Annotated in this window: 24 protein-coding genes; 17 read left to right on the plus strand and 7 right to left on the minus strand. The window is 74.1% G+C overall.

Annotated elements, in window-relative coordinates; genetic code table 11:
• Positions 1-139 precede the first annotated feature (139 nt).
• Positions 140-1,339, minus strand: coding sequence for an ROK family transcriptional regulator (locus D7I43_RS00120; RefSeq protein ID WP_120326274.1), 1,200 nt, complete (start codon positions 1,337-1,339; stop codon positions 140-142).
• 232 nt (positions 1,340-1,571) lie between these two features.
• Here D7I43_RS00120 and D7I43_RS00125 point away from each other — a divergent pair, with 232 nt between their 5' ends.
• The 6 genes from D7I43_RS00125 (at position 1,572) to D7I43_RS00150 (ending at position 8,567) form a co-directional block, all read left to right on the plus strand.
• Complete coding sequence (locus tag D7I43_RS00125) at positions 1,572-2,873, plus strand: ABC transporter substrate-binding protein (RefSeq protein WP_120326275.1); 1,302 nt, start codon at positions 1,572-1,574, stop codon at positions 2,871-2,873.
• Between the two features lie 64 nt (positions 2,874-2,937).
• Complete coding sequence (locus D7I43_RS00130) at positions 2,938-3,927, plus strand: carbohydrate ABC transporter permease (RefSeq protein ID WP_120326276.1); 990 nt, start codon at positions 2,938-2,940, stop codon at positions 3,925-3,927.
• Positions 3,920-4,759 carry a carbohydrate ABC transporter permease gene (locus D7I43_RS00135; protein WP_120326277.1) on the plus strand — a complete coding sequence of 280 codons (840 nt, stop codon included), beginning with the start codon at positions 3,920-3,922 and terminating at the stop codon, positions 4,757-4,759. The genes D7I43_RS00130 and D7I43_RS00135 overlap by 8 nt, the downstream gene beginning before the upstream one ends.
• A 29-nt stretch (positions 4,760-4,788) precedes the next feature.
• On the plus strand, positions 4,789-6,165 hold the full coding sequence (locus D7I43_RS00140; RefSeq protein ID WP_120326278.1) for a GH1 family beta-glucosidase: 1,377 nt from the start codon (positions 4,789-4,791) through the stop codon (positions 6,163-6,165).
• Between the two features lie 351 nt (positions 6,166-6,516).
• A complete protein-coding gene (locus D7I43_RS00145) occupies positions 6,517-7,089 on the plus strand; it encodes a TMEM175 family protein (protein ID WP_275670801.1) in 573 nt (190 codons plus the stop codon).
• 248 nt (positions 7,090-7,337) lie between these two features.
• Positions 7,338-8,567, plus strand: a complete 1,230-nt coding sequence (locus D7I43_RS00150) for a glycoside hydrolase family 16 protein (protein WP_120326280.1) — start codon at positions 7,338-7,340, stop codon at positions 8,565-8,567.
• Between the two features lie 138 nt (positions 8,568-8,705).
• On the opposite strand, the gene D7I43_RS00155 is transcribed toward D7I43_RS00150, so the two are convergent.
• Complete coding sequence (locus tag D7I43_RS00155; protein ID WP_240032718.1) at positions 8,706-8,861, minus strand: cupin domain-containing protein; 156 nt, start codon at positions 8,859-8,861, stop codon at positions 8,706-8,708.
• A gap of 73 nt (positions 8,862-8,934) precedes the next feature.
• Between D7I43_RS00155 and D7I43_RS00160 the strand changes: the two genes are divergently transcribed.
• The 3 genes from D7I43_RS00160 to D7I43_RS00170 all read left to right on the plus strand — a co-directional run bounded on the left by D7I43_RS00160 (position 8,935) and on the right by D7I43_RS00170 (position 10,706).
• A complete protein-coding gene (locus D7I43_RS00160; protein WP_120326281.1) occupies positions 8,935-9,342 on the plus strand; it encodes an ArsR/SmtB family transcription factor in 408 nt (135 codons plus the stop codon).
• Positions 9,339-9,977, plus strand: coding sequence for an SRPBCC family protein (locus tag D7I43_RS00165; protein WP_120326282.1), 639 nt, complete (start codon positions 9,339-9,341; stop codon positions 9,975-9,977). The genes D7I43_RS00160 and D7I43_RS00165 overlap by 4 nt, the downstream gene beginning before the upstream one ends.
• 219 nt (positions 9,978-10,196) lie before the next feature.
• Positions 10,197-10,706 carry an NUDIX domain-containing protein gene (locus D7I43_RS00170; protein ID WP_120326283.1) on the plus strand — a complete coding sequence of 170 codons (510 nt, stop codon included), beginning with the start codon at positions 10,197-10,199 and terminating at the stop codon, positions 10,704-10,706.
• A 156-nt stretch (positions 10,707-10,862) separates the two neighbouring features.
• On the opposite strand, the gene D7I43_RS00175 is transcribed toward D7I43_RS00170, so the two are convergent.
• The 3 genes from D7I43_RS00175 to D7I43_RS00185 all read right to left on the minus strand — a co-directional run bounded on the left by D7I43_RS00175 (position 10,863) and on the right by D7I43_RS00185 (position 16,124).
• Complete coding sequence (locus D7I43_RS00175) at positions 10,863-12,830, minus strand: ABC transporter ATP-binding protein (RefSeq protein ID WP_396844168.1); 1,968 nt, start codon at positions 12,828-12,830, stop codon at positions 10,863-10,865.
• Positions 12,831-13,002: 172 nt separating this feature from the next.
• Positions 13,003-14,460: an ATP-binding protein gene (locus tag D7I43_RS00180; RefSeq protein ID WP_120326284.1), complete on the minus strand. Its 1,458-nt coding sequence runs from the start codon at positions 14,458-14,460 to the stop codon at positions 13,003-13,005.
• Complete coding sequence (locus D7I43_RS00185) at positions 14,457-16,124, minus strand: NAD(P)/FAD-dependent oxidoreductase (protein WP_240032719.1); 1,668 nt, start codon at positions 16,122-16,124, stop codon at positions 14,457-14,459. The genes D7I43_RS00180 and D7I43_RS00185 overlap by 4 nt, the downstream gene beginning before the upstream one ends.
• A gap of 161 nt (positions 16,125-16,285) precedes the next feature.
• On the opposite strand from D7I43_RS00185, the gene D7I43_RS00190 reads away from it, so the two are divergent.
• Complete coding sequence (locus tag D7I43_RS00190) at positions 16,286-18,523, plus strand: hypothetical protein (protein WP_120326285.1); 2,238 nt, start codon at positions 16,286-16,288, stop codon at positions 18,521-18,523.
• Positions 18,524-18,539: 16 nt separating this feature from the next.
• Here the strand turns inward: D7I43_RS00190 and D7I43_RS00195 are convergent, their stop codons facing one another.
• Positions 18,540-18,953, minus strand: a complete 414-nt coding sequence (locus D7I43_RS00195; protein WP_120326286.1) for a RidA family protein — start codon at positions 18,951-18,953, stop codon at positions 18,540-18,542.
• Positions 18,950-19,771, minus strand: a complete 822-nt coding sequence (locus D7I43_RS00200) for an NAD(P)-dependent oxidoreductase (protein WP_204985109.1) — start codon at positions 19,769-19,771, stop codon at positions 18,950-18,952. The genes D7I43_RS00195 and D7I43_RS00200 overlap by 4 nt, the downstream gene beginning before the upstream one ends.
• Before the next feature lie 94 nt (positions 19,772-19,865).
• On the opposite strand from D7I43_RS00200, the gene D7I43_RS33995 reads away from it, so the two are divergent.
• From D7I43_RS33995 to D7I43_RS00235, 7 genes are all read left to right on the plus strand, one after another.
• A complete protein-coding gene (locus tag D7I43_RS33995) occupies positions 19,866-20,759 on the plus strand; it encodes a LysR family transcriptional regulator (protein ID WP_120326288.1) in 894 nt (297 codons plus the stop codon).
• Positions 20,760-20,893: 134 nt separating this feature from the next.
• Positions 20,894-21,385 carry an SsrA-binding protein SmpB gene (smpB, locus tag D7I43_RS00210; RefSeq protein WP_120326289.1) on the plus strand — a complete coding sequence of 164 codons (492 nt, stop codon included), beginning with the start codon at positions 20,894-20,896 and terminating at the stop codon, positions 21,383-21,385.
• A 344-nt stretch (positions 21,386-21,729) separates the two neighbouring features.
• Positions 21,730-22,122 carry an SCO5389 family protein gene (locus tag D7I43_RS00215; RefSeq protein WP_120326290.1) on the plus strand — a complete coding sequence of 131 codons (393 nt, stop codon included), beginning with the start codon at positions 21,730-21,732 and terminating at the stop codon, positions 22,120-22,122.
• Between the two features lie 142 nt (positions 22,123-22,264).
• Positions 22,265-22,690: a TOBE domain-containing protein gene (locus tag D7I43_RS00220; protein ID WP_120326291.1), complete on the plus strand. Its 426-nt coding sequence runs from the start codon at positions 22,265-22,267 to the stop codon at positions 22,688-22,690.
• Positions 22,687-23,469: a molybdate ABC transporter substrate-binding protein gene (modA, locus tag D7I43_RS00225; RefSeq protein WP_120326292.1), complete on the plus strand. Its 783-nt coding sequence runs from the start codon at positions 22,687-22,689 to the stop codon at positions 23,467-23,469. Before D7I43_RS00220 ends, modA begins: the two co-directional genes overlap by 4 nt.
• Positions 23,466-24,305, plus strand: coding sequence for an ABC transporter permease (locus D7I43_RS00230; RefSeq protein WP_120326293.1), 840 nt, complete (start codon positions 23,466-23,468; stop codon positions 24,303-24,305). Before modA ends, D7I43_RS00230 begins: the two co-directional genes overlap by 4 nt.
• Complete coding sequence (locus D7I43_RS00235; protein ID WP_120326294.1) at positions 24,302-25,369, plus strand: ABC transporter ATP-binding protein; 1,068 nt, start codon at positions 24,302-24,304, stop codon at positions 25,367-25,369. Before D7I43_RS00230 ends, D7I43_RS00235 begins: the two co-directional genes overlap by 4 nt.
• The last annotated feature ends 10 nt before the right edge of the window (positions 25,370-25,379 follow it).

The raw sequence follows: 25,379 nt of genomic DNA on the forward strand, positions 1-25,379 counted from the left end.
GGGGACGGCGCCGCGGATCGCGAGAGCGCTCTCGTAGGAGTGTTACGGCGGGGTTGCGACGGCGTCAAGACATCGATCTATAACGCTGTTATTTATCCCGAAGGTCCCCTGTGACCAACTCGGTCCGCCCGGGAGACGGTCAGCGGCGGAGGCCGCCGTCGGCGAGGAAGCGTGCGATCGGGAGGGTGGCGGCGCCCAGCGCCACGGCGTCCACGCCCAGCCGGCACAGCTCGATCGAGGCCTGCTCGTACGGCTGGCGCAGCGCCTGCCGGCCGGCCGCGTCGCGGATCGCCGGGAGCAGGTCGCCGAGCGCCATCGCCGCCCAGCCGCCCAGCACCACCCGCTCCGGGTTGAACAGGTTGATGAGGTTGGCCACCCCGGCGCCGAGGTACGCGGCCGTCTCGTCGAGCACCCGGCGGGCCGTCTCGGTGGTGGCCGCCGCGTCCAGCAGGGCGGTGAGCTGGGACTCCTCGTCCTCGCCCGGCACCGGGCGCCCGCCCCGCGCCTCCCGGTACCGGTCGATGATCGCCTCCGCGCCCACGTACGCCTCCAGGCAGCCGCGGGCGCCGCAGCGGCAGGGCCGGCCCCCGTACACCAGGGTGGTGTGCCCCCACTCCCCCGCGCTGCTGGACGCGCCGCGGTAGGTGACGCCGCCGGTCACGACGGCCGCGCCGACGCCCGAGCCGACGAGGGCGAAGACGGCGTGCCGGGCGCCGCGGCCCGCGCCGAACCACATCTCGGCCTGGCCGAGGGTCTTGGCGCCGTTGTCGATGTGCAGCGGCAGGTCGGTGCCGGTGGCGATGAGCTGTTCCAGCGGCACCCGGTCCCAGCCGAGGGCCTGCGCGTCGACCACGGCGTGCTCCCCCTGGGTGACCACCCCGGAGACGCCGATGCCGACGCCGAGCACGTCGGCGGGGGCGACCCCGGCCTCGCCGGTGACCGCGTCGATCCCCGTGAGGACGTGGCCGGCCACCTCGGCCGGCTCGGTGCGGGCCGGGTCCAGCGGGTACTCGACGCTGGCCAGCAGCGTCATGGCGAAGTCGAAGAGTTCGACCCGGACCCGGGTCTCGCCGACGTCCACCCCGACGACGAAGGCGAAGCGGGGCGCCATGCGGAGCATCATGCTGGGCCGGCCGCCGTCGGACTCGGCGGCGCCGGCCTCGGCCACCAGGCCCTCCTCGATGAGGTCGCTCACCACGTTGCTGACCGCCGGCTGGCTGAGCCCGGTGCTGCGGACGAGGTCCTGCCGGGTCAGCGGGCCGTCGAGGAAGAGCTTCGTGAGCAGGGCCGCCCGGTTGCGCAGCCGGACGCTGCGGTTGGTGGCTCGCACCAGCTCCACTCGTCACCTCGATCCCGTCGGTCGCCCGAGGCGACTGTACGTGCCCCACGCTTGACGACCCACTCGCAGACCACTTTAATGACGGCATTAATTAAGCCGTGATGTAACTCCCGGTGAGCGTCGACACATCGACGCGGCCCGGGAACCCGTCCGCACCGGCCGGCCGCCCGTCCCCCCCACGCGTCACGACGGGCTCCGGCGGGCCCCCACCACTGCACCGGAAGGGCTGATCGTGTCGACGAGACGACACCTCGGGATACTCGCCGCCGCCGTCCTGGCGGCGGCCTCGCTGACCGCCTGCGGCGGCTCCGGCGACGACGCCGGCGGGTCCGGCAAGACCCTCACCTACTGGGCCAGCAACCAGGGCGCCAGCCTGGAGGCCGACAAGGCCATCCTCCAGCCCGAACTCGACAAGTTCGAGAAGCAGACCGGCATCAAGGTCAACCTGGAGGTCGTACCCTGGTCGGACCTGCTCAACCGGCTGCTCGCCGCGGCCACCTCCGGGCAGGGCCCGGACGTGGTCAACATCGGCAACACCTGGTCCGCGTCGCTGCAGGCGACCGGCGCGCTGGTCGAGTTCGACGACGCCACGCTCCAGGCCGTCGGCGGCAAGGACCGCTTCGTCCCCGCCGCGCTCGCCGCGGCCGGCGCCCCCGGCAAGCCGCCGGCCGCCGTGCCGCTCTACAGCCTCGCGTACGCGCTCTACTACAACAAGAAGGCGTTCGCCGACGCCGGCATCACCGCCCCGCCGACCACCTGGGAGCAGCTCGCCGAGTACGGCAGGAAGCTGAGCACCGGCGGGAAGTGGGGGCTCGCCATCGAGGGGGCGAACCCGTCGGAGAACGCCCACCACGCGTTCACGTTCAGCCAGCAGTACGGCGGCGAGTGGTTCGACTCGTCGGGCAAGCCGACCTTCGACACGCCGCAGAACGTGGCGGCCGTCAAGCGCTACGTCGACTTCATGGCCACCGACAAGATCACGAACCCGAGCAACGCCGAGTACGCGCAGAACCAGTCGGTCTCCGACTTCGCCAACGGCAAGGCCGCCATGCTGCTCTGGCAGGCCGCCGGGTCGAACCTCAAGACGCAGAACATGGCCGCCGACGCGTACGGCGTGGCCCCGGTGCCGTTCCTGGCCAGCCCGCCGCCCGGCGGCAAGAAGGTCAACAGCATGGTCGCCGGGATCAACATGGCGATCTTCAAGCACACCAAGAACCGTGACGGCGCGCTGAGCTTCGTGAAGTTCATGACCAGCGACGAGGAGCAGACGATCCTCAACAAGACGTACGGCTCGCTGCCCGCCGTGAAGACCGCCGGCACCGACCCGGCGTTCAGCGCGCCGGAGCAGAAGGTGCTCCAGGAGACGCTGTCCACCACCGCGGCCCCGCTGCCGCAGGTGCCCGACGAGAGCACGTTCGAGACCCTCGTCGGCACGGCCATCAAGGAACTGTTCGCCGACGCGGCCAGCGGCCGCCCGGTCACCGAGGAGTCGGTGAAGAAGAAGTTGAGCGACGCGCAGCAGAAGATGCGCTGACCCCGGCGTCACCGGTGGCCGTGGCAGGGCACTGCCACGGCCACCACCTGGCGAGAGGACCCTGATGGCAACCAGCACCACCGCGCCGGGCGCGGCCCGCCCCGACCGGCGCGACGCCCGGGCCGGGACACCGGAGCCCGCCCGGCGGCGCCGTCCCCGGCGCCCACTCCTGCCGTACCTTCTGCTCGTCCCGGCCATCGTGCTGGAGCTGGCCGTCCACGTCGTCCCGATGGCCGTCGGCGCCTGGATGAGCCTGCTGGAGCTGACCCAGTTCCACATCCGGGACTGGTCCACCGCCCCCTTCATCGGGCTGGACAACTACCGGGCGACGCTCGACATCCACACCGCGGCGGGGCGCGAGCTGCTGCACTCGTTCTGGGTCACCCTCGCCTACACGCTGCTGTCGGTGGGGCTGGCCTGGCTGCTCGGCATGGCCGGCGCCGTCGTCCTGCAACGCCCGTTCCGGGGGCGGGCGGTCCTGCGGGCGCTCTTCCTCACCCCGTACGCCCTGCCGGTCTACACCGCGGTCATCACCTGGAGCTTCCTGCTCCAGCGGGACACCGGCCTGGTCAACCACGTCCTGGTCGACCAGCTCGGGCTGCTCGACGACAGGCCGTTCTGGCTGATCGGCGGCAACAGCTTCTGGTCGCTGCTGGTCGTCTCCGTCTGGCGCAACTGGCCGTTCGCGTTCCTGTGCCTGATGGCCGGCCTCCAGAACGTCCCCGACGAGCTGTACGAGGCGTCCGCGATCGACGGCGCGGGCTTCTGGCGGCGGCTGCGCTCGGTCACCCTGCCCCTGCTGCGACCGGTCAACCTCGTCCTGCTGCTGGTGCTGTTCCTGTGGACGTTCAACGACTTCAACACGCCGTACGTCCTCTTCGGCGGCTCCGCGCCCGAGCAGGCCGACCTCATCTCCATCCACATCTACCGCAGCTCGTTCAAGACCTGGGACTTCGGGTCCGGTTCGGCGATGTCCGTGGCCCTGCTGCTGTTCCTGCTGGTCGTCTCGGCCGGCTACCTGCTGATCACCAACCGCCGGAGGGACCATGCGTGAGACCGCCGGCGAGCGCTGGGGCCGGCGGATCGTGCTGACCCTGCTCGCCCTCTTCGTCGTCATCCCGCTCTACGTGATGGTCACCTCGGCCGCGAAGCCGTTGCAGGACGTGCAGAACGGCTTCACGTGGTGGCCGAGCCGGCCGACGCTGCAACCGTTCGTCGACATGTGGAGCACCGTGCCGCTGGCCCGGTACCTGGTCAACAGCCTCGTGGTGTCGAGCATCGCCGCGGTCTGCTCGGTGGCCGTGGCCATCTTCGCGGCGTTCGCCGTGAGCCGCTACCGCTTCCGCGGCCGAGGCGTCTTCTCGGTGACCGTCCTGTCGACGCAGATGTTCCCCGGCATCCTCTTCCTGCTGCCGCTGTTCCTCATCTACGTCAACCTCGGCAACACCACCGGCATCGAGCTGTACGCGAGCCGCCTGGGCCTGGTCATCACGTACCTGACGTTCTCGCTGCCGTTCTCGATCTGGATGCTGGTCGGCTACTTCGACTCGATCCCGCGCGGCCTCGACGAGGCGGCCCAGGTCGACGGCGCCGGCCCGCTGCGCACCCTGTTCCAGGTGATCCTGCCGGCCGCCGTGCCGGGCGTGGTCGCGGTGACCGTGTACGCGTTCATGACCGCCTGGGGCGAGGTGCTGTTCGCCTCCGTGATGACCGACGAGGGCAGCCGCACCCTGGCCGTCGGCCTCCAGGGCTACTCGACCCAGTTCAACGTCTACTGGAACCAGGTGATGGCCGCCTCGCTGGTGGTGAGCGTGCCCGTCGTCGCCGGCTTCCTGGCGCTGCAACGCTACTTCGTCGCCGGCCTCACCGCCGGCGCCGTCAAGTGATTCGATCCACCGCAGAGGAGAACCGACCCGTGCCGGACCTGTCCAAGCTGCCGCCCGACTTCCTCTGGGGTGTCGCCACCGCGGCGTACCAGATCGAGGGCGCCGTCGACGTCGACGGCCGCGCCCCGTCCATCTGGGACACCTTCTCGGCGACCCCCGGCGCCGTCGACAACGGCGACACCGGCGCGGTCGCCTGCGACCACTACCACCGCTGGCCGGAGGACGTGGCGCTGCTGCGCCGGCTCGGGGTCGACGCGTACCGGTTCTCGGTGGCCTGGCCGCGGGTGCTGCCCGAGGGCGTCGGGCAGGTCAACGCCGCCGGGCTGGACTTCTACGACCGGCTGGTCGACCGGCTGCTCGCCGACGGGATCCGCCCGTTCGTGACGCTCTACCACTGGGACCTGCCGCAGGCCCTGCAGGACCGGGGCGGCTGGCCGGAACGCGCCACCGCCGAGGCGTTCGCCGACTACGCGGCGGTCGTCGCCGCCCGGCTCGGCGACCGGGTGACCGACTGGTGCACGGTCAACGAACCGCTCTGCGTCTCGTGGATCGGGCACCTGGAGGGCACGATGGCCCCCGGCGAGCGGGACCTCGGCCGGGCGGTGCGCACCTCGCACCACACGCTGCTCGGGCACGGCCTCGCCACCCGGGCCGTGCGCGCCAACGCCGCGCGGCCGGCGTCGATCGGGCTGGTGCTCAACCTCAGCCCGATCGAGCCCGCCAGCGACCGGCCCGAGGACGTCGCGGCGGCCCGCCGGATGGACGGGCACGTGAACCGCTGGTGGCTGGACCCGGTGCACGGACGCGGCTACCCCGCCGACATGGTCGCCACGTACGGCGTCGAGCCGCCGGTACGCGGCGACGACCTCGCCGTCATCGCCACGCCGACCGACTTCCTCGGCGTGAACTACTACTTCCGGCAGGTGGTGGTGGACGACCCGGCCGGGCCGCCGCCGTACGCCCGGCAGGTGCCGGTGCCCGGCGCCGTCGAGACGGCCATGGGCTGGGAGGTGTATCCGCCCGGGCTGGAACGGTTGCTCGTCGCGGTCAGCGAGGAGTACCGGCCCGGGAGGATCATCGTGACCGAGAGCGGCTCGGCGTGGCCGGACGCGGTCACGCCCGACGGCACGGTCGAGGACAAGGAGCGCACCGACCACCTGGAGGAGCACCTGGCCGCCTGCGCCGCGGCGGTGGCCCGGGGTGTCCCGCTGGCCGGGTACTTCGTCTGGTCGCTGCTGGACAACTTCGAGTGGGCCTACGGCTACGACAAGCGCTTCGGCCTGGTGCACGTGGACTACGCCACCCAGCGGCGGACGATGAAGGCGAGCGGGCACCGCTACGCCGAGCTGATCCGCGCCCACCAGCGGCTGGCCGGCGCGGCCGGCGCCGCCGCGCCGGTGGCCTGAGCGGGCCGACGGGGCCCGGGATCCCCGGGTGCCGCGCCGGGCGGCACCCGGGGCCCGAACCGGGCGTGTCCGCGGCCCGGTCCGCACGCGGCCGGGTCTCGCGGCCGGTCCGCACGCGGCCGGTCCGCACGCGCCCGGTCCGCCCGCGGCCGGGTCTCGCGGCCCGGTCCGCTCACGGCGGGTCCGGGCGAAGGGTCCCCACCGTCGGGCGGTGGACGGTTAGCCTGCGGCAATGGCCGCGACAGACGAGGGGCTCGCAGAGCCGGACGACGGGAGCCGGATGTCGGAGACCGACCGCATGAAGGCGTTCAGCGACGGCGTGTTCGCCATCGTCATCACCCCCTGCTGGTCATCGAGTTGCGGGTCCCCGAGTACCACGAGGGCGGCCTGCTGGCCGGGCTGAGCCACGAGGGGCCGGCGTACCTGGCGTTCGTGATGTCCTTCGTGTACATCGGCGTGATCTGGTTGAACCACCACGCGCTGCTGCGCCTGATCCGCGGGACCACGCTGGCGCTGAGCTGGATCAACCTCGCCATCCTCTTCGGCGCCGTCATCATCCCGTTCCCGACCGCGGTGCTGGCCTCCGCCTTCACCGACGGGGACACGGCCGACCGCAGGGCCGCGGTGGCGTTGTACGCGCTGGCCGCCGCCCTCATGTCCGCGCCCTGGCTCGCGTTCTTCACCTACCTGCACCGTCACCCGGCGCTGCGGGCCACCGACGTCGACCCCGAGCACATCCGCGACCAGCGCCCTCGCCCCGTCACCGGCCTGATCCTCTACGGGCTGAGCGGGCTGCTCGGCTGGTTCGTCCACCCCGTGCTCGGGCTGGTCCTCATCATCGTCATGATCGTCTATCACGCGCTCACGAGCGAGGGCCTGCGCGCCGGGCCGCTGCGGTGGCTCGCCCCCGGCCGACGGTCCTGACCGCCGGCCGGGGCCCGGCCGGGTCGCGCCGGGCGGGCGTACGGCCGGGTCGCGCCGGGCGGGCGTACGGCCGGCGGGTCCGCGCCCGCGCACGGCGCCACGAGGCCGGAGAGCGCTCTCTTGACACCGCCGACCACTCTCAATAGATTGTTTTCAATCTATTCTCCGGTTTCTCACAGTTGCCCGTCCGGCACCGGTTCGTCGGGCGGAGCGAGGACCGGACCCCCGAGACCGCAGGGAGGTTTCCCGTGCGCAGAATCCGTGCCATCGCCGCGCTCGCGCTCGCCGGCGTGGGGCTCAGCGTCGCGCTCACCGCGACCACCGAGACCCCCGCCGCCGCGGCGCCCGGCGCGGTGACCTGGGTCGACGACTTCAACGGCCCCGCCGGCTCCCCACCGGACCCCGCGAAGTGGCGCTACGACATCGGCGGCGGCGGCTGGGGCAACAACGAGCTCCAGTACTACACGAACAGCACCCGCAACGCGGCACTGGACGGCAACGGCAACCTGGTCATCACCGCCCGGCGCGAGAACCCGGCCAACTACACCTGCTGGTACGGCAGCTGCCAGTACACCTCGGCCCGCCTGCTGACCGCCGGCACGTTCGCCCAGGCGTACGGCCGGTTCGAGGCCCGCATCAAGATCCCCCGCGGCCAGGGGCTCTGGCCGGCGTTCTGGATGCTCGGCACCAGCAGCAACACCTGGCCCGACCGGGGCGAGATCGACATCATGGAGAACGTCGGGCGGGAGCCGTCCACCGTGCACGGCACGCTGCACGGGCCGGGGTACTCCGGCGGCAACGCGGTCACCGGGCAGACGTCGCTGCCCGGCGGGCAGGCGCTCGCCGACGCCTTCCACACGTACGCCGTCGACTGGGCGCCGGACTCGGTCACCTGGTACCTGGACGGCGTGCAGTACTCCCGCAAGACCCCGGCCGACCTGCGGGGCAACCGGTGGGTCTTCGACCACCCGTTCTTCATGATCATGAATGTGGCCGTGGGCGGCAACTGGCCCGGCTCCCCCGACGGCAGCACGGTCTTCCCGCAGACGATGGTGGTCGACTACGTCCGGGTGCAGGCGTGGGACACCGGCGGGGGCGGCAGCGGCGCCCCGATCGTCGGCTACGGCGGCAAGTGCGTGGACGTGGCCGGCGCGAACACCGCCAACGGCACCCCCGTACAGCTCTGGACGTGCAACGGCACCGCCGCGCAGCGCTGGACCTGGGCCGGTGACGGCTCGGTGCGGGCGCTGGGCAAGTGCCTCGACGTGTCCGGCGGCGGCACCGCCAACGGCACCCCGGTCCAGCTCTGGGACTGCAACGGCAGCGGCGCCCAACGGTGGGTCTTCACGGCTGCCGGCGACATCGTCAATCCGCAGGCCAACAAGTGCCTCGACGCGACCGGGGTGAGTTCCGCCGACGGCACGCGGCTGCAGATCTGGGACTGCACGGGCGGCCCCAACCAGAAGTGGCGACGCTGACCCGCTCGCGCCGCCCACCCCTCCCGGCCGGCTCGCGGCGGTGATCGCCGAGCGCCGCCGCCGCCCGCGTCGATCATGAGGTTGGCGGGGACGACCCGGACAATCGTCCCCGCCAACCTCATGATCGACAGGAGGGGGTCAGGACAGGGGGTGGCCGGTGGTGGCGTCGACGTGGTCCGGGATCTCGTCGTGCCGGTCACCGACCGACGACGTGCCGGTGGGCTCGAACATCAGGATCGAGGCGCCCGCGACCGACGACGGGCGGTGCTCGACGCCCCGGGGCACGACGAACATGCCGATCCGCCTCGACAAGCTCCTCGGCGTTTCAGAGTTCGCTTAATTAAGCTCACCCTGATATAACTGGCGGGTGCACGCCTTCGACGTCCTGGGTGATCCGGTCCGGCGCCGGATCCTCGAACTGCTCGCCGAGGGCGAGACGACCGCCGGCGCGATCGGCGCGGTGATCCAACGCGAGTTCGGGATCTCGCAGCCCGCCGTGTCCCAGCACCTGAAGGTGCTGCGGGACAACGGTTTCGCGACCGTCCGGCCGGAGGGCACCCGGCGGCTCTACGCCGTCGACCCGCGGCCGCTGCGCGACGTGGACCGGTGGCTCGACACCTTCCGCCGGTTCTGGACACCACCACTCGCGGCGCTGGCCACCGAACTCGCCCGCGGCAAGCGCGAACGGCGGCTGCGCGCGCAGGCCGCCGACCCCCACGACGACCGGCCCGGCGAGCAGCCCGCCGACGTCCCCGACGACAGGAGAGAGCCATGATCGACGTCACCGCCCAGATCAACGCCGTCCGGCGCCAGGTCGGCACCCGCACGCTGGAGGCCGGCGAGGCCCGCGTGAGCACCATCAGCCAGACGTACGACGCCCCGATCGAGGACGTCTGGGACGCCTGCACGAGCGCCGAGCGGATCCCCCGCTGGTTCCTGCCGATCAGCGGCGAGCTGAAGCTGGGTGGCCGCTACCAGCTGGAGGGCAACGCCGGCGGCACCGTCGAGAGCTGCGACCCACCGCACAGCTTCTCCGCCACCTGGGAGATGGGCGGCATGGTGAGTTGGATCGAGGTCCGCCTCTCCGCGGTCGACGGCGACCGGACCCGCTTCGAGCTGGAGCACGTCGCGCACGTCGACGACGACATGTGGGCGCAGTTCGGCCCGGGCGCCGTCGGCGTCGGCTGGGACGGCGCCCTGCTCGGCCTCGCCTCGCACTTCGCCTCCGACGGCGCCGGCATCCGCCCGGAGGACGCCGAGGCCTGGATGGCCTCCGAGGAGGGACGGCGGTTCATGGCGCTGGCCAGCGAGCGCTGGGGCGAGGCGAGCATCGCGGCCGGCACCGACCCGGACGCGGCACGCGCCGCCGCCGAGCGGTGCACGCAGTTCTACACCGGCGCACCGGCCTGAACCGCCCCGGGGCCGGCGGAGTGCACGCCCGCCCGGACGCGATCCCGCCGGGCCGTCACCCGCGCACGCGTGCCAGCCGCGCACGCGTGCTGCCCCCGCACGCGAGCAGCCCGCGCATGCGTGCCGCCCCGCGCGCGTGCCGCCCCCGCATGCTCCGGCCCGGGCACGCGCTGCCGGGCGGAACGCGCACCCGCTCGGGCGCGGGTAACGTGCTGCGGCATGACCGGAGCGCCGTACTCCCATTGCTCGTTCTGCGGAGCCGCCTACCCGGCGGCGGCCGGCTGGCCGCGCGTCTGCCCGATCTGCGGGCAGACCGTCTGGCGCAACCCCCTGCCGGTCGCCGTCGCGGTGTTGCCGGTGCGCACCGCCGCCGGGATCGGCGTGGTGGTCGTACGGCGCGACATCGAGCCGGCGCGCGGACTCCTCGCCCTGCCCGGCGGCTTCATCGAGTACGGCGAGGAGTGGAACCAGGCGCTGGTCCGGGAGCTGCGGGAGGAGACGGGCCTGCTCGCGGCGGCCGAGGACGCGAGCCTCTTCGCGGTGCACAGCGCGCCCGCGGGCGGCACGATGATGGTCTTCGGCGTGCTGCCGGAGCGGCCGGCGGAGGACCTGCCGCCCTCGGCGCCCACCGACGAGGCGACGGAGTGGCTGGTGCTGACCGAACCGGTCGAGCTGGCCTTCGACACGCACACCCGCGTGCTGGCCGACTTCCTGGCCGCGGCCCGCTGACGCGCCACGGGGCCCGCCGGGCACGGCCGGAACGCGCACGGTCACGCTCGAACGTGGATGTGGTGGCATCCCGCTGCGTCGGAGACCACCACATCCGACATCGAGCACGATCATGACCTCGGGCACCGAGCGGGCGCGCCGCGAACCGGGCGCCCGTCACCGGGTCGTCGCGGTGTCCCCCTCGGCCTCGGCCCGGTCGAGGTACCCGGCCGCCTGGAGGTCGAACAGCTCCCGGTAGAGGCCCCCGGCGGCCATCAGCTCGTCGTGGGTGCCCTGCTGGACGAGCCTCCCCTGGTCCATGACGAAGATCCGGTCGGCGTGGCGGACGTTCGCGAGGCGGTGCGTGATCAGCACGACGGCCCGGTCGGGCCGGCGCCGCAGGTGCTGGAACAGGGCGTGCTCGGCCCGCGCGTCGAGCGCGGCGGACGGCTCGTCGCAGATCAGCAGGGCCGCGTCCCGGTAGAGGCCACGGGCGGCCACGAGCCGCTGCCACTGCCCGCCGGACAGGTCCTGCCCGTTCTTGAACTCGCGGTCGAGCAGGGTCTCGTAGCCGTGGGGCAGCCCGAGGATCATCTCGTGGGCCGCGGCGGAGCGGGCCGCGTCCTGCACGCTGGGCCCCGCCGCGGCGGAGTCCCGGTCGTACCGGCCGATGCGGATGTTCTGCGCGGCCGTGAACGGGAACTTCCACCAGTCCTGGCTCATCACGGCGACATGGGCGGCGAGGGCCCGGGGATCCAGCTCGGCGGTGTCCACGCCGTCCCACCGGATGACGCCGCCGCTGGGCCGGTACAGCCCGGCCACGAGCTTGGCGAGGGTCGTCTTGCCCGAGCCGTTCTCCCCGACCAGGGCCACCACCTCGCCGCGGCGGACCGTGAGACTCACCTCGTCGACCGCCGGGCGGTCGGTGTCGGCGTAGCGCAGGCTCACCCCGTCCAGCTCGATGGTGTCGAAGCCCTCCACGGCGCCGGCGCCGCCGGTGGACACCCGGGCGCGGGCGCGTTCCAGGAAGTCGCGGTAGTCCTGGTAGTAGAGGGCGTCCTCGTAGAGCGAGTTGGTGGCGAGGACGGCCACCCCCAGACTGGTGCGGGCCGACTGGAGGGCGAGCAGGGCGGTGGCCGCGGCGGCCAGCGCCACCAGACCGCCGAGCAGCAGCGCGCCGAGGACGGCGTACACGCCGAAGGTGGCCAGCCCGGCGACGCTCGCGCCGACCACCCGCGTGCTCGTCTGGGACCGGACCAGCCGCAGCTCCGCGCGGGTCTCGACGGCCATCATCGCGCGGTACTCGCCGAGCAGGAACTCCCGCATCTGGTACGCGCGCACCTCGGCGGCGGTCTGCCGGTTGGCCATGAGCCGGGCGAGCATCCACATGCGACGGCGCCGGTTGATCCGGGCGAGCATGGCGAGGTACCGGCGTCGGGCGATGCGGACCGCGGTGACCGCCTCCGGCACGGCGGCCAGCAGCAGGCACGGCAGCAGGACGGGCTGGATGATCGCCACCGCGGCCGCGGTCGCGAGCAGGCCGACGAGGCCGGTCACCAGGTTCACGGTGTGGTCGACGATGAAGGCGGCCTCGGTCATGCCCCGCTCACGGGCGCGGTCCATCTCCTCGGCGAAACCGGCGTCGTCGAAGGCCGCCAGGTCGACGGCGGTCGTCGTCTCGAACAGCCGCAACTCCACCGCGTAGTTGATCTGCGGGGTGAGGCGGGCCTGCGCCCACCCGGCCGCGATCATCAGCCCGCCCCGGGCGGAGACGGCGGCGGCGGCCACCACGAGCGCGGGCAGCGCGGCCCGGACCCGGTCGGGGGTCGGCCCGGCCGCGAAGAGTTCGCGCAGCACGCCGGTGGTCGCGAGCAGGCCGAAGGTGGTGAGCACCCCGGCGAGCACGTTCAGCCCGATCGACGTGGCCGTGTCCCGCCGGTTGGTGGCCCAGGCCAGCGCCACCGCCTCGCGGACCAGTCGGGGCAGTCGGCGCGCCACCGCCCAGAAGCTCGTGTGCGCGAACTCCCGGGCGTGGTGCATCCAGGAGGCGTCCTCCAGTTCGGGCAGCAGCACGGACGCGTCGTCCGGCGGCCGCTCGGCGGCGCCACCGTCGGACGGGGGACGTTGGCGGGCGACGGACTCCACGGGCGCCTCCTGCGGCGAGCGGCATCGCCGGGAGCCTACGGTCTGCTACGGGACCGCGTCAGCCGGTCACCGGCGTGGCGTGCGCCCGCGCCGACCGTGTCCGGGAGCGCCGACGGCGACCCGCCCGCGACCGCGTCGGCCCGCGGCGGCGGACGCCCTCGAACGCGCCGGTTCAGGGCCTGGGGAGCGGGTCCGGCGCGGGCGGCCGCACGGGGTTCAGCGGCAGCAGCACCCGGAACACCGTGTCACCCGGCTCGCTGTGCACCCGGATGTCGCCGTGGTGCTTGTGGACGACGATCCGGTACGAGATGTCCAGCCCGAGGCCCGTGCCGCTGCCCACCGGCTTGGTGGTGAAGAACGGCTCGAAGATGCGGGGCCGCACCTCCGGCGGGATCCCGGACCCGGTGTCGGCGATCTCCACGGCGACCAGGTCACCGTCGCGTCCGGTGCGGACGGTCAGCGTGCCCTTCTCCCCCATCGCGGCGAGGGCGTTGTCGATGAGGTTCGTCCAGACCTGGTTGAGTTCGGCCGCGTACGCGGGGACGTGCGGCAGGCTCCGGTCGTACTCCTTGACGAGCGTGACCCCGGCGGGGATCTTGGCCTTGAACATGACGAGCGTGGCGTCGAGCAGGTCGTGGACGTCGACCACCTGGAACGGCGCGCGGTCCAGCTGGGAGTACTGCTTGGCCGCGCCGACCAGGCCGGAGATGCGGGTGACCGCCTCCCCGATCTCCCGCATGAGCAGCTCGGTCTCGACCGTGTAGGTGAGCCAGCGGATGGCCGTCTCCAGGTCGGCGGGGCCGACGGACGCCCGCACGCGACCCAGCCACTCGGTGTCCGCGCCGCCCCCGACGAGGATCGGCGCCAGGTCCCAGCCCCCGCGGACACCGTGCTCGTCGAGCCAGTCGCTCAGCGCGTCCTCGGCGTCGGACGCGGCCATCGGGCTGAGCTTCGGCGCGGCCGCCACCCGGGCCACCGCCTCCTCCTGCAACTCGACCAGGCGGTGCAGGGCGCTGCCGTCCAGCCGGCCGTCGGCGATCGCCGCGAGCTTGCTCCGCATGGCGGCCACCCGGTCGCGCAGCACCGACGTGGCCCGCACCGCCGCGGCGGCCGGGTTGTTCAGCTCGTGGGTCAGACCCGCCGACAGCGAGCCGAGGGCGAGCAGCCGCTCCCGCTCACCGACGATGGTCTGCGTGTTGCGCATGCCGATGAACAGGCCGTCCAGCAGGTGCATCGCCATCGGGAACCAGGACCGGACGGCCTCCGCGAAGTCCTCGGCGGGGAGCACGAAGAACTCCGCCTCGGTGATCGCCCGCATCGTGTTGCGGTAGACCCGCTGGGTGTCGACGTCGAGGTACGCCTCGGTGGCGCCGCCGTAGACGCCGCGCTGGTCGGTGCGGGCGAGTTCCAGTTCGGCGCCCTGCACCCGCCGGCTGAGGGTCACCGTGCCGGAGAGCAGGACGAAGAAGCACGTGGCGGGCTCCCCCTCGCCGAACACCACGGTGTCCGCGGCGCGCTGCTCCACCCGGCCGGTCTCCGCCAGCCAGGCCAGCTGGTCGGCGTCGAGCGCCTCGAAGAGGAACAGGGTGCGCAGCTGCTCCGGCGTCAGCCGGTCGCCGGGGGTGGTCACTGGGCCTCCAGGTAGCGGTGCACGAGCGAGACGGCCATCGCCCCCTCGCCGACGGCGGAGGCCACCCGCTTCACCGACTGGGAGCGGACGTCGCCGGCGGCGAACACCCCCGGGAGGCTGGTCTCCAGGTGGTAGGGGTCCCGCGACAGCGACCAGCCGGACGGCCGCTTCCCGTCGACCACCAGGTCGGGCCCGGTGACGATGAAGCCCCGCCCGTCACGCACCAGCACGCCGTCCAGCCAGTCGGTTCGCGGCTCGGCGCCGATGAAGACGAACAGCCAGGACGTGTCGACGGTGCGCCGCTCGCCCGTACGCCCGTTGCAGAGCGTGAGCTGCTCCAGGTGGTCCCCGCCGGCCGCGCCGACCACCTGCGTGTGCGCGTGGACGGTGATCCGGTCGCTGCGCTCGATCTGGTCGATCAGGTAGCGCGACATCGAGGCCGTCAGGTCGGGGCCCCGGACCAGCAGGTGCACCCGGGCGGCGTACCGGGCGAAGTACACGGCCGCCTGACCGGCGGAGTTCGCCCCGCCGACGATGTAGACCTCCTGGTCGACGCAGCTCGGCGCCTCGGTGGAGACGGCGCCGTAGAAGACGCCGCGCCCGGTGAAGTCGGCGACGCCGGGGGCGTCGAGCACCCGGTAGGAGACGCCGGTGGCGAGCACCACGGTGTGCGCGGCGATCTCGACACCGTCGTCGAAGCTCAGCAGCCGGGCCCCACCGGCCTCCCGCAGGCCCACCACCTCGCGGGTGCTCAGCAGCTCGGCGCCGAACTTCAGCGCCTGCCGCCGCGCCCGGTCGGTGAGCTGGGCGCCGGAGAGGCCGTCGGGGAAGCCCAGGTAGTTCTCGATGCGGCTGCTCTGGCCGGCCTGCCCCCCGGTGGCGCGGCGCTCCACGAGCACCGTGCGCAGGCCCTCGGAGGCCGCGTACACGGCCGAGCCGAGGCCGGCCGGGCCGCCGCCGACCACCACCACGTCGTAGAAGTCGGTGGCCGGCTCCACGGTGAGCCCCACCACGCCGGCCAGCTCGGCGGTGGTCGGGGCGACGAGGGTCTTGCCCTCGGCGGTCACCACGAGCGGCACGTCCGCCTCGGTGGCGCCCGCGGCGGCGAGCAGCCGGGCGCCCTCGGGATCGTCGGTGAGCAGCCAGCGGTACGGGACGAGGTTGCGGGCCAGGAAGTCGCGGACCTTGAAGGAGGGTGCCGACCAGCGGTGCCCGACGACCCGGATCTCGGTCAGGGCCGCGTCCGGCGTCTCCGCCCACGCCTCCAGCAGGCCGTCCACGACCGGGTAGAGCTTCTCCTCCGGCGGGTGCCACGGCTTGAGCAGGTAGTGGTCGAGGTCGACCACGTTGATCGCCTCGATGGCGGCGTCGGTGTCGGCGTACGCGGTGAGCAGCACGCGGCGGGCGGCGGGGAACAGGTCCATGGCCGCCTCGAGGAACTCGATCCCCGTCATGCCGGGCATCCGGTGGTCGGCCAGCAGCAGCGCCACCCGCTCGCCGCGCAGTTTGATCTCGCGCAGCGCGTCGAGCGCCTCGGGGCCGGAACCGGCGCGGACCACCCGGTACCGCTCGCCGTACCGCCGACGCAGGTCGCGGGCCACCGCCCGCGAGACCACCGGGTCGTCGTCGACGGTCAGGATCACCGGGTTCGCCATGGCGCCCATGAAACCACCTCCCCGGGCGGCGCACACACACCGGCACCACGACCGCCGGGGCGGATCCCGCCGCCGCGACGGTTGGCGGGCGTTCCTCCGGGTAACCCGGGCCGGGCGCCGGCGGTGGCCGGACGCCCGGGCCGGGCTGCCGTAGACACCTCGGGGGGCCGATGTCGGAGACGCCAGCGCCGTCGAGCGGGCCGGCGGCGTCCGGCGATGTCGTCGAGCTGCGCGTGCACGGGGTCTCCGGGGCGGGTGCCGAGCAGGTCCTGGGACGGCCGCACGCCCACCAGGTCGCCGGTGACCGCAACGGCGGCTTCTTCCGCCCGCGTCCCGGCTATCCCGACACCGCCGGCCCGGCCGGGGTGACGCTGGAGGCGTACCGCTGGAGCGACCTGCCCTCGGGCACGGCGGTACGGACGTTGTCGCTGGTGTTCCTGCTGCCGTTCATGCTCTGCAACGTGGCGGTCTGGATGCGCCCGGACACCCCCCGCTCCCACGCCGCCATGAAGGCGCTGTGCCGGGTGCTCGGGCTCACGCTGACCGTGCTCTACGTGCTCTCCATCGTCGGAGTCGCCCTGGACCTGGTCGCCTGGCAGTGCATGGCCGTCCCGCGGTGCGTCAGCAACCGGGACTGGCTCTCCTGGCTGGGCGAGCGGCCGACGGGACAGCGCCTCGCGGTGCTCAGCGTCGTCCCGGCGGCCGCCATCGGCCTGCTGTGGTGGCTCGGCGCCCGGCCCGGCCGCCCCTTCACCGCCTTCCGGTCGCCGCTGGCGGCCCGGGTCAGCGTGCAGGAGCTGAGTGCCGTGGGCCAGTGGGACACCGCACCGATCGTGGGCAGACTGCGGTCGATCCACGTCGCGACGGCGTTCGCCACGCTGGACGCGACTCTGCTCGCCGCCCGGGCCCGACCCGGCTCGTCCGTCGCCGCGCAGGTGCTGGCCCTGGTCGTGGGAGCGCTCCTGCTCGTCTGCGTGGCGTTGGTCTGCGCCCATCGCATGATCGACGAGGCCGAGCCCGGCGCGCGGGTGGACCGGCTCACCCGCAGCCTGCGCACGGTGGCGTGCGGGTTGACCGTCCTGGTCGTGGTGGTCGTCCTCGTCGACCCCGCGCCGTGGCCGCCGGGCGTCGGGATGCCCGGGTACGGGGAGACGGTCGCCTCGATCTTCATCACCCAGACGGTGCTGCTGGCCGCCATCGGGCTGCTCGTGCTGCGCCAGCGTCGAGTGCGGGGCGTCCCGCCGCGCGGGCGTGGCGCCCCGGCGGTCGCGGCCATCGCCACGGGTCTCGCGGTGGCGTTCTCCGCCGAGCTGGTGTACCGGGTCGCGGACCTGCTCAACCGGAACCAGCCCACCCCGGGTCAGCTCCTGATGAGTCCGCCGGTGGCGTACATGTGGGCCATCTTCGGGTTCGTGCTGGCGGTGGTCGGCACGCTGGTCGTCGCCGGTCTGGTCACCGTCGTCTCGGGTCGGAGTCGGTTCCGCGACGCCGCCGCCATCGTCGCCCGGGACTTCCCCGACGCCCCGCCCGAGGCGAACGACCGGCTGCGCCAGGTCGAGCGTGCGATCGCCCGGGCCCGGTTCACCGAGCGGCTGGAGTCGCTCACGGTGGTGTACGCGTCCCTCGTCGGGCTCGGCCTGGCCACCAGCGCCTTCGGCTTCATGGGGCACTACCCGGCGGACCTCGTCCAGGGCTACATCGGCGTGCCGGGCGACCTGGTGAACTTCCTCGTCGGCGTGGGCAGCTGGGTGATCGCCGGCCTCCTCCTCGGCCTGGTCGTCGGCGGCATCTTCGCGTACCGGACCGCCGAGTTCCGCCGCTACGTCGGCGTCATCTGGGACCTCGGCACGTTCTGGCCCCGCTCGGCCCACCCGTTCGCCCCGCCCTGCTACGCCGAACGGGCCGTGCCCGAGCTGGCCCGGCGGATCACCTACCTGACCGGGCGGGGCGACCGCGTCCTGCTCTCCGGGCACAGCCACGGCTCGGTGCTGCTCGCCGCGACCGTGCTCCAGCTCCCGCCCGAGGTGACCGACCGGGTCGCCCTGCTCACCTACGGCTCGCCGCTGCGTCGGCTCTACGGGCCGCTCTTTCCCGCGTACGTCGGCGAGGAGACCCTGCGGGAGGTGGGGCGGCGGGTGGGCTGGCGATGGATCAACATCTGGCGGGAGACCGACCAGATCGGCGGCTGGATCTTCTCGCCCCGGCGGCAGGACGACCCGGCGCCGGCCGACGACCCGGCGGCGATGGTGGACCGGCGGGAGATCGACCCGCCCGACGTGGTCGTCCCACCGAGCGACAGCGTGCCCCCGCAGATCCTCGGGCACTGGCCGAACGAGACCGACGCGCGGTTCGTGGCCGCCGTGCGGGAACTGGCCGACCGGCTCCAGGCCGACACCGGCCGGCCGTAGCCCCGCACCGGCCGGGTCAGCGCGCCGCCGGCACAGCGGCGGTGACCTCGACCTCGATCACCGCCCCGGGCAGGAAGAGCCGGCTCACCTCGACGGTGGTGCTGGCCGGTGGTGGCGTGGCCGTGAAGAGCCGGCGCCGGACGGCCGCGTACCCGGGCAGGTCGTCGAGGTCGGTGAGGAAGCTGCGGATGTGCAGCACGTCGGCGAGGCTCGCCCCGTGCCCGGCGAGCACGCCGCCGACGATCTCGAAGATCCGTTCGGACTGCGCGACGACGTCGCCCGGCGCGACCACGTGGCCGTCGTCGTCGACGCCGACCTGCCCGGCGAGGAGGAGCAGCGCGCCGCCGCCGACGTCGAGCCGGGCCACGTGGGCGAACCGGTCGCCGAAGGGCGCGGCGACGGTGCGGGGGTTGTCGAGGGTGGGTCTCACAGGAGTTCTCCGTTGGTCAGGGTGGCGATGTCGGCGGTCGGGTCGGGTGCGGCGGCCAGGGCCGCCCGGGCGGCGTGGACCAGGGGCGCGGGAGCGCCGGCCAGCGCGGTGAGGACGAGGCCCAGGTCCTTGTCGGCCAGCGTGATCGGGAAGTCGGCGTCCGCGCTGGTGGCCCGGGCGACGGCGGCGCCGAGCGGACCGCCGCCGAGCAGGTCCAGGGCGCTGTCCCGGTCGATCCCGACGGCCCCCGCCACGGCGAGCGCGTCGGCGACCCCGGCGACCCCGATCAGCAGCGCGGCGTTGAGCACGAGCTTGGCGGCCGCCCCGCTGCCGGTGGGGCCCAGGTGCCGTACGGCGCCGAGCGCCTCCAGCACCGGGCGGACCCGCGCGACGGCCGCGGCCGGGCCGCCCGCGTACACCCGCAGGCGTCCGGCCGCCGCGGCCGACACGCTCCCGGCCACCGGGGCGTCCACGAGGTCCACACCGTCGGGGAGCCGGCCGGCCACGGCCCGGACGGCCTCCGGTCCGATGGTGGACATCTCGACGAGGCAGGCGCCCGGGGCGAGGCCCGGGGCGGCGCCGCCCGGTCCGAACAGGACGGCGTCGACGGCGGCCGGATCGGCCAGCATCGTGACGGTGACGTCGGCTCCGGCGACGGCCTCGGCGGGCGAGTCGGCCACCTGCCCACCGGCCGCCCGCAGGGGGTCGGTACGGGCGGCCGTGCGGTTCCAGACCGTCACCGGGTGCCCGGCGGCGAGCAGGCGGCGGGCGATGGACGCGCCCATCCGTCCGGCGCCGAGTACGGCGATCTTCAGCATGCCCGGAACGCTATGCCGCTCCGCGCGATGCGACCAGTGAATGATGTTCATGGCTGGCATGCGTGTGCCGCATGGCAGCGGCTATCGTCGCGGCATGCAGATCGAGGCGCTCGACGTGCTGCGCACCGTCGTCCGGCACGGATCCATCACGGGGGCCGCCCGCGAGCTGCGCTACACCCAGTCGGCGGTGTCCCGGCAGATCGCGGCGCTCGAGGCGGAGTTCGGGGTGGTGCTCTTCGACCGGTTGCCGCGGGGCGTGGCGCTCACCGAGGAGGGGCGGCGGCTCCTCCCCCACGTCGAGGCCGTCCTCGACCGGCTCACCACGGCCCGCCGCGAGTTGGACGCGCTGCGCGGGCTGGGTGGCGGGCGGCTGCGGGTGGGCGCCTTCCCGACCGCGGTGGCCGCGCTGGTCCCCCGCGCCCTGGCGGCGTTCCGGGCCGCGCACCCCCAGGTCGGCCTCTCACTCGTGGAGGGGCGTACGCCGGCCCTGCTGGAGCGGCTGCTCGCCGGTGACGCGGACGTCGCCGTGGTGAGCGCACCCCCGGACCAGCCGCTCGACGCCGAGCGGTTCGACCTGCACCACCTGCTCGACGAACGTCTGCTCGTCGCGGTGCCCCGGCGGCATCCACTGGCCGGCCGCGACACGGTCCGGTTGGCCGAGCTGGCCGGCGAGTGCTTCATCGCCGGGTCGGCGGACGGGGCCGACCCGTTGATGCGGGCCGCCATGCCGCCGGGTTTCCGGCCCCGCATCGACATCGTCTCCGCCGACTGGACCGGGAAGCTGGGCTGCGTGGCGGCCGGGCTGGGCGTCGCGCTCGTGCCCGCCCTGGCCGTCCGGGCCGCCCCGGCGGACCTCGCCCTGCTGCGGCTGCACCCCGACGACGCGCCGGCGCGGCGGGTGTACGCGGCCACGGTGGCCCACCGGCACCGCGCCCCGGCCGCAGCGGCGCTGCTCCCCGTCCTGACCAAGGTGGCCACAACCCTATGACCCCGGACCCCCGCGGCCGATCTCCCCGCGATCTTGCAGTTTCTGCCCCGGCGTTTCGGGCGTAACGGCGCAGAACAGGGACCGAAAGTGCAAGATCGCGGGGGAAAGGGCGGGGCGCGGATATCCTTCGCCGGGTGAACGCCTCCCGGCAGCCGTCGCGCCAGCTGATCGCCTCGAACAAGAAGGCGCGGCACGACTACACGATCCTCAAGACGTACGAGGCCGGCATCGTGCTGGTGGGCACCGAGGTCAAGTCGCTGCGGGAGGGACGCGCGTCGCTGGTCGACGCGTTCGCCCAGGAGCGCAACGGCGAAATCATGCTGTACGGGCTGCACATCGCCGAGTACGGCTTCGGCAGCTGGACCAACCACCAGCCGCGGCGCACCCGGAAGCTGCTGCTGCACCGCGTGGAGATCGAGCGGATCCTCGCGAAGACCCGCGAGGGCGGCATCACGCTGGTGCCCCTGTCGATGTACTTCGAGAACGGCTGGGCCAAGGTCGAGCTGGCGCTGGCGCGGGGCCGCCGCTCGTACGACAAGCGCCAGGCGCTCGCCGAGCGCGACGCCAACCGCGAGATCGCCCGGGAGATGGGCCGACACCTCAAGGGTCGTACGCGCCGGTCCTGACCGCGTCCCGCCACCGCCGGCGCCGGGGATCCACCGCTGCCGGCCTCCTGCCTCACGGCCGGTCGTTGCCGCCGCGCGTGCCACCGCCCGTCCGCCGGTCGGCACCGCTACCCGCCGCGCGTGCCACCGCCCGTCCGCCGGTCGGCACCGCTACCCGTCGGTCGACGCCGCTACCCGTCGGTCGACGCTGCCCCGCCCGTCGGTCGCACCGGCCCCGCCCGGCCGGCGCGTCGGCGTGTCCCGGGCCGGCGCGCCGACGGGCGGTTGACCGTCCTCCTCCATCGTGCTGTGCTCGGACCACGACCGTTATTGGAAACGGTTGTCGTTTCGAATGGAGGATGACCATGTCCCTCACCGTCCCACCGGCCCTGCTCGACACCGCCCAGCGGGGCCCGGTCGACGACGCCGACTTCGTCGCGTGCGTCCGCGATTCGCTGCCGTACGCCTGGCAGACCGTGAGCCGCGTGGTCGCCGAACTCGACGCCACCGGGGCCGAGCACGCCGACGACGCGCTGCCCCCGCCGACCGAGGCCGAGCGCGGCCAGTTGCTCCGGGCGCTCGCGAGCGACGCCATCCGCGGCGGCCTGGAGCGGCACTTCGGCGTGCGACTGGCCTTCCAGAACTGCCACCGGGTGGCCGCGTTCCGCCCGGCGGCCGTCGACTCGGCGGCCTACCGCGACTTCGTCTCGCCCCGGGGCCAGCTGCTCAACCAGTCGCCCGAACTGCGCAACTGCTGATGCGCACGCCCGCCGTCCCTGCGCTGGCAAGGACGGCGGGCCTACGCGATTCGCAGTTGCGGCATCGTGTCGCCATCGCACCTCGCATCTGCGAGGAAGTCGGCCCCTTGGCCTCCGCAGCTGCGGAGGCTAGGGTGCTCCCGTGGGATCGTTCCGGATCGGGGAGGCCGCCGAACTGCTCGGCGTCAGCGCGGACACGGTCCGCCGGTGGATCGACGCCGGCCGGTTGCCGGCCGGCCGCGACGAGCACGGGCACCGCGTGATCGCCGGTGTCGACCTGGCCGCCTTCGCCCGCGGTCAGGGCGCGGACCCGGCCGAGGGCGCCGAGTCCTCGTCGGCCCGCAACCGGCTGCGCGGCATCGTGGTCAACGTCGTGAAGGACACGGTGATGGCGCAGGTCGACATCCAGGCCGGGCCGTTCCGGATCGTGTCGCTCATGAGCCGGGAGGCGGCCGACGAGCTGGATCTCCAGGTCGGGTCGGTGGCCGTCGCGGTCATCAAGTCGACCACGGTCGTGGTCGAGCGGGCCGCCCCGGCGGCCGGAGCGCGGGGCAGGGCCGGCGCGTGAGGCGGGCACGGGTCCGCGCGACGGTGGCCACCGCGCTGGCGGTCGCCGTGGCGGCGAGCGGTTGCGGCGGTGGCGACAGCCCGGGCGGCGGCGGGTCCGGGACCTCCGGCACCGTGACGGTCTTCGCCGCGGCGTCGCTGACCGAGTCCTTCACCCGTATCGGCGATGACTTCGAGGCCGCCAACCCGGGCACCACGGTCGTGTTCAACTTCGGTGGCAGTTCCGGCCTCGCCACCCAGATCAACGAGGGCGCGCCGGCCGACGTGTTCGCCGCGGCCGCGCCCCGGAACATGGCGACCGTCACCGACGCCGGCAACGCCGACGGCACGCCGAGCGTCTTCGCCCGCAACCAGTTGGTGATCGCGGTGGCCCGGGGCAACCCCAGGGGGATCCGCGGCCTCGCCGACCTGACGCGGCCCGGAACGGCGGTGGCGGTCTGCGCCGAGCAGGTGCCGTGCGGGGCGGCCGCGCGGACGGCCCTGGACGCCGCGTCGGTGGACCTGACCCCGGTCACCCTCGAACAGGACGTGAAGGGCGCCCTCGCCAAGGTACGGCTCGGCGAGGTCGACGCGGCACTCGTCTACCGCACCGACGCGGCGGCGGCCGACGACGACGTCAGCGCCGTCGAGTTCCCCGAGTCGGCCCGCGCCGTCAACGACTACCCGATCGTCGCCCTCGCGGACGCGCCGAACCCGGCCGGCGCGCGGGCCTTCGTCGCGTACGTCCGCTCCGACGCCGGCCGGGCCGTGCTCACCGGGGCGGGTTTCCAGACGCCGTGACCGCGACCCGCGACGCCCCGCCCGCCGCGCCGGCCGTCCGGCGTACGCCCTCGCGGCGCACCCGGATCCCCCTGCCGCTGCTGCTCCCCGCCGCGCTCGGCCTGCTCTTCCTCGTCCTGCCGCTGGGTGGACTGCTCGTCCGTACGCCGTGGTCCACCCTGCCGCAGCGCCTCACCGAGCCGGGCGCGTTGACGGCGCTGCGGCTGTCGTTGCAGACGGCGACGCTGGCCACCGGCCTCTGCCTGCTGCTCGGCGTCCCCCTGGCGTGGCTGCTCGCCCGCGTCGAGTTCCCCGGCCGGCGGATCGTCCGCGCCCTGGTCACCGTGCCCCTGGTGCTGCCGCCGGTGGTCGGCGGGGTCGCGCTGCTGCTCGTCTTCGGGCGCCGGGGGCTGCTCGGCGGCTGGCTCGACGCGACGTTCGGGATCACCCTGCCGTTCACCACCGCCGGGGTGGTGCTCGCGGAGGCGTTCGTGGCGATGCCGTTCCTCGTGATCGCCGTCGAGGGGGCGCTGCGGGCCGCCGACCCGCGCTACGAGGAGGCGGCGGCCACCCTGGGCGCCGGCCGGTGGACGACCTTCACCCGTGTCACGCTCCCGCTGGTCGCGCCGGGCCTCGCCGCCGGCGCGGTGCTGTGCTGGGCGCGGGCGCTCGGCGAGTTCGGCGCCACCATCACGTTCGCCGGCAACTACCCCGGCCGGACGCAGACGATGCCACTCGCCGTCTACCTGGCGCTGGAGACCGACCTCGAGGCCGCCATCGTGCTCAGCGTCGTGCTGCTGGCCGTCTCCGTCACCATCCTCGCGGCGCTGCGCGACCGCTGGATCAGTGCGCCGTGACCGCCGCGCTGCTCGACGCCCGGCTCGTGGTCGACCGGGGAGCCTTCCGGCTCGACGTGCCGCTGCGGGTGGCCGCCGGCGAGGTGGTCGCGCTGCTCGGCCCGAACGGCGCCGGCAAGACCACGGCGTTGCGGGCGCTCGCCGGCCTGCAACCGCTCACCGACGGGCACGTCACCCTGGCCGGCACGGATCTCGACCGGCCGGCGCGGGGCAGCTGGGTGCCCACCGAACGGCGCCCGGTCGGCGTGGTCTTCCAGGACTACCTCCTGTTCCCGCACCTGACGGCCCTGGAGAACGTGGCCTTCGGGCCGCGGCGGCGCGGCGCCGACCGGCGGGCGGCTCGCGACACCGCCCGGGAGTGGCTGCGCCGGGTCGGGCTGGCCGGGCACGAGCACCGGCGGCCCCGGCAGCTCTCCGGCGGGCAGGCGCAGCGCGTCGCCCTGGCCCGGGCGCTCGCCGTGGCGCCGTCGCTGCTGCTGCTGGACGAGCCGCTCGCGGCGCTGGACGCGCGGACCCGGTTGGAGACGCGGGCGGAGCTGCACCGGCACCTCGCCGCGCACGCCGGTGCGACCCTGCTGGTCACCCACGACCCGCTGGACGCGCTGGCGCTGGCCGACCGGCTGGTCATCGTGGAGGGTGGCCGGGTGGTGCAGGAGGGCGACGCCGAGAGCGTCACCGCCCGGCCACGCACCGACTACGTGGCCCGGCTCGTCGGCCTGAACCTCTACCGGGGCCGGGCCGACGGCGACCGGGTACGCGTGGCCGACGGACTGCACCTGACCGTCGCCGACCGGGTCACCGGCGAGGCGTACGTGGCGTTCCGGCCGGCCGCGGTGGTCGTGCACCCGGCCCGCCCCGACGGCAGCGCGCGCAACGCCTGGCCGGCCACGGTGAGCGGGGTGCAACGGCACGGCGACTACCTGCGGGTGCGCCTGGACGGGCCGATCGCCGTGGCCGCGGACGTCACGCCGGCCGCCGCCGCGCAGCTCCACCTGACCCCCGGGCAGGAGGTGTGGGCGGCCGTGAAGGCGGCCGAGACCCACGCGTACCCGGCCACCGGCTGACCCGCGGGAC

The organism is Micromonospora globbae (assembly GCF_003610785.1).
Lineage (GTDB): Bacteria > Actinomycetota > Actinomycetes > Mycobacteriales > Micromonosporaceae > Micromonospora > Micromonospora globbae.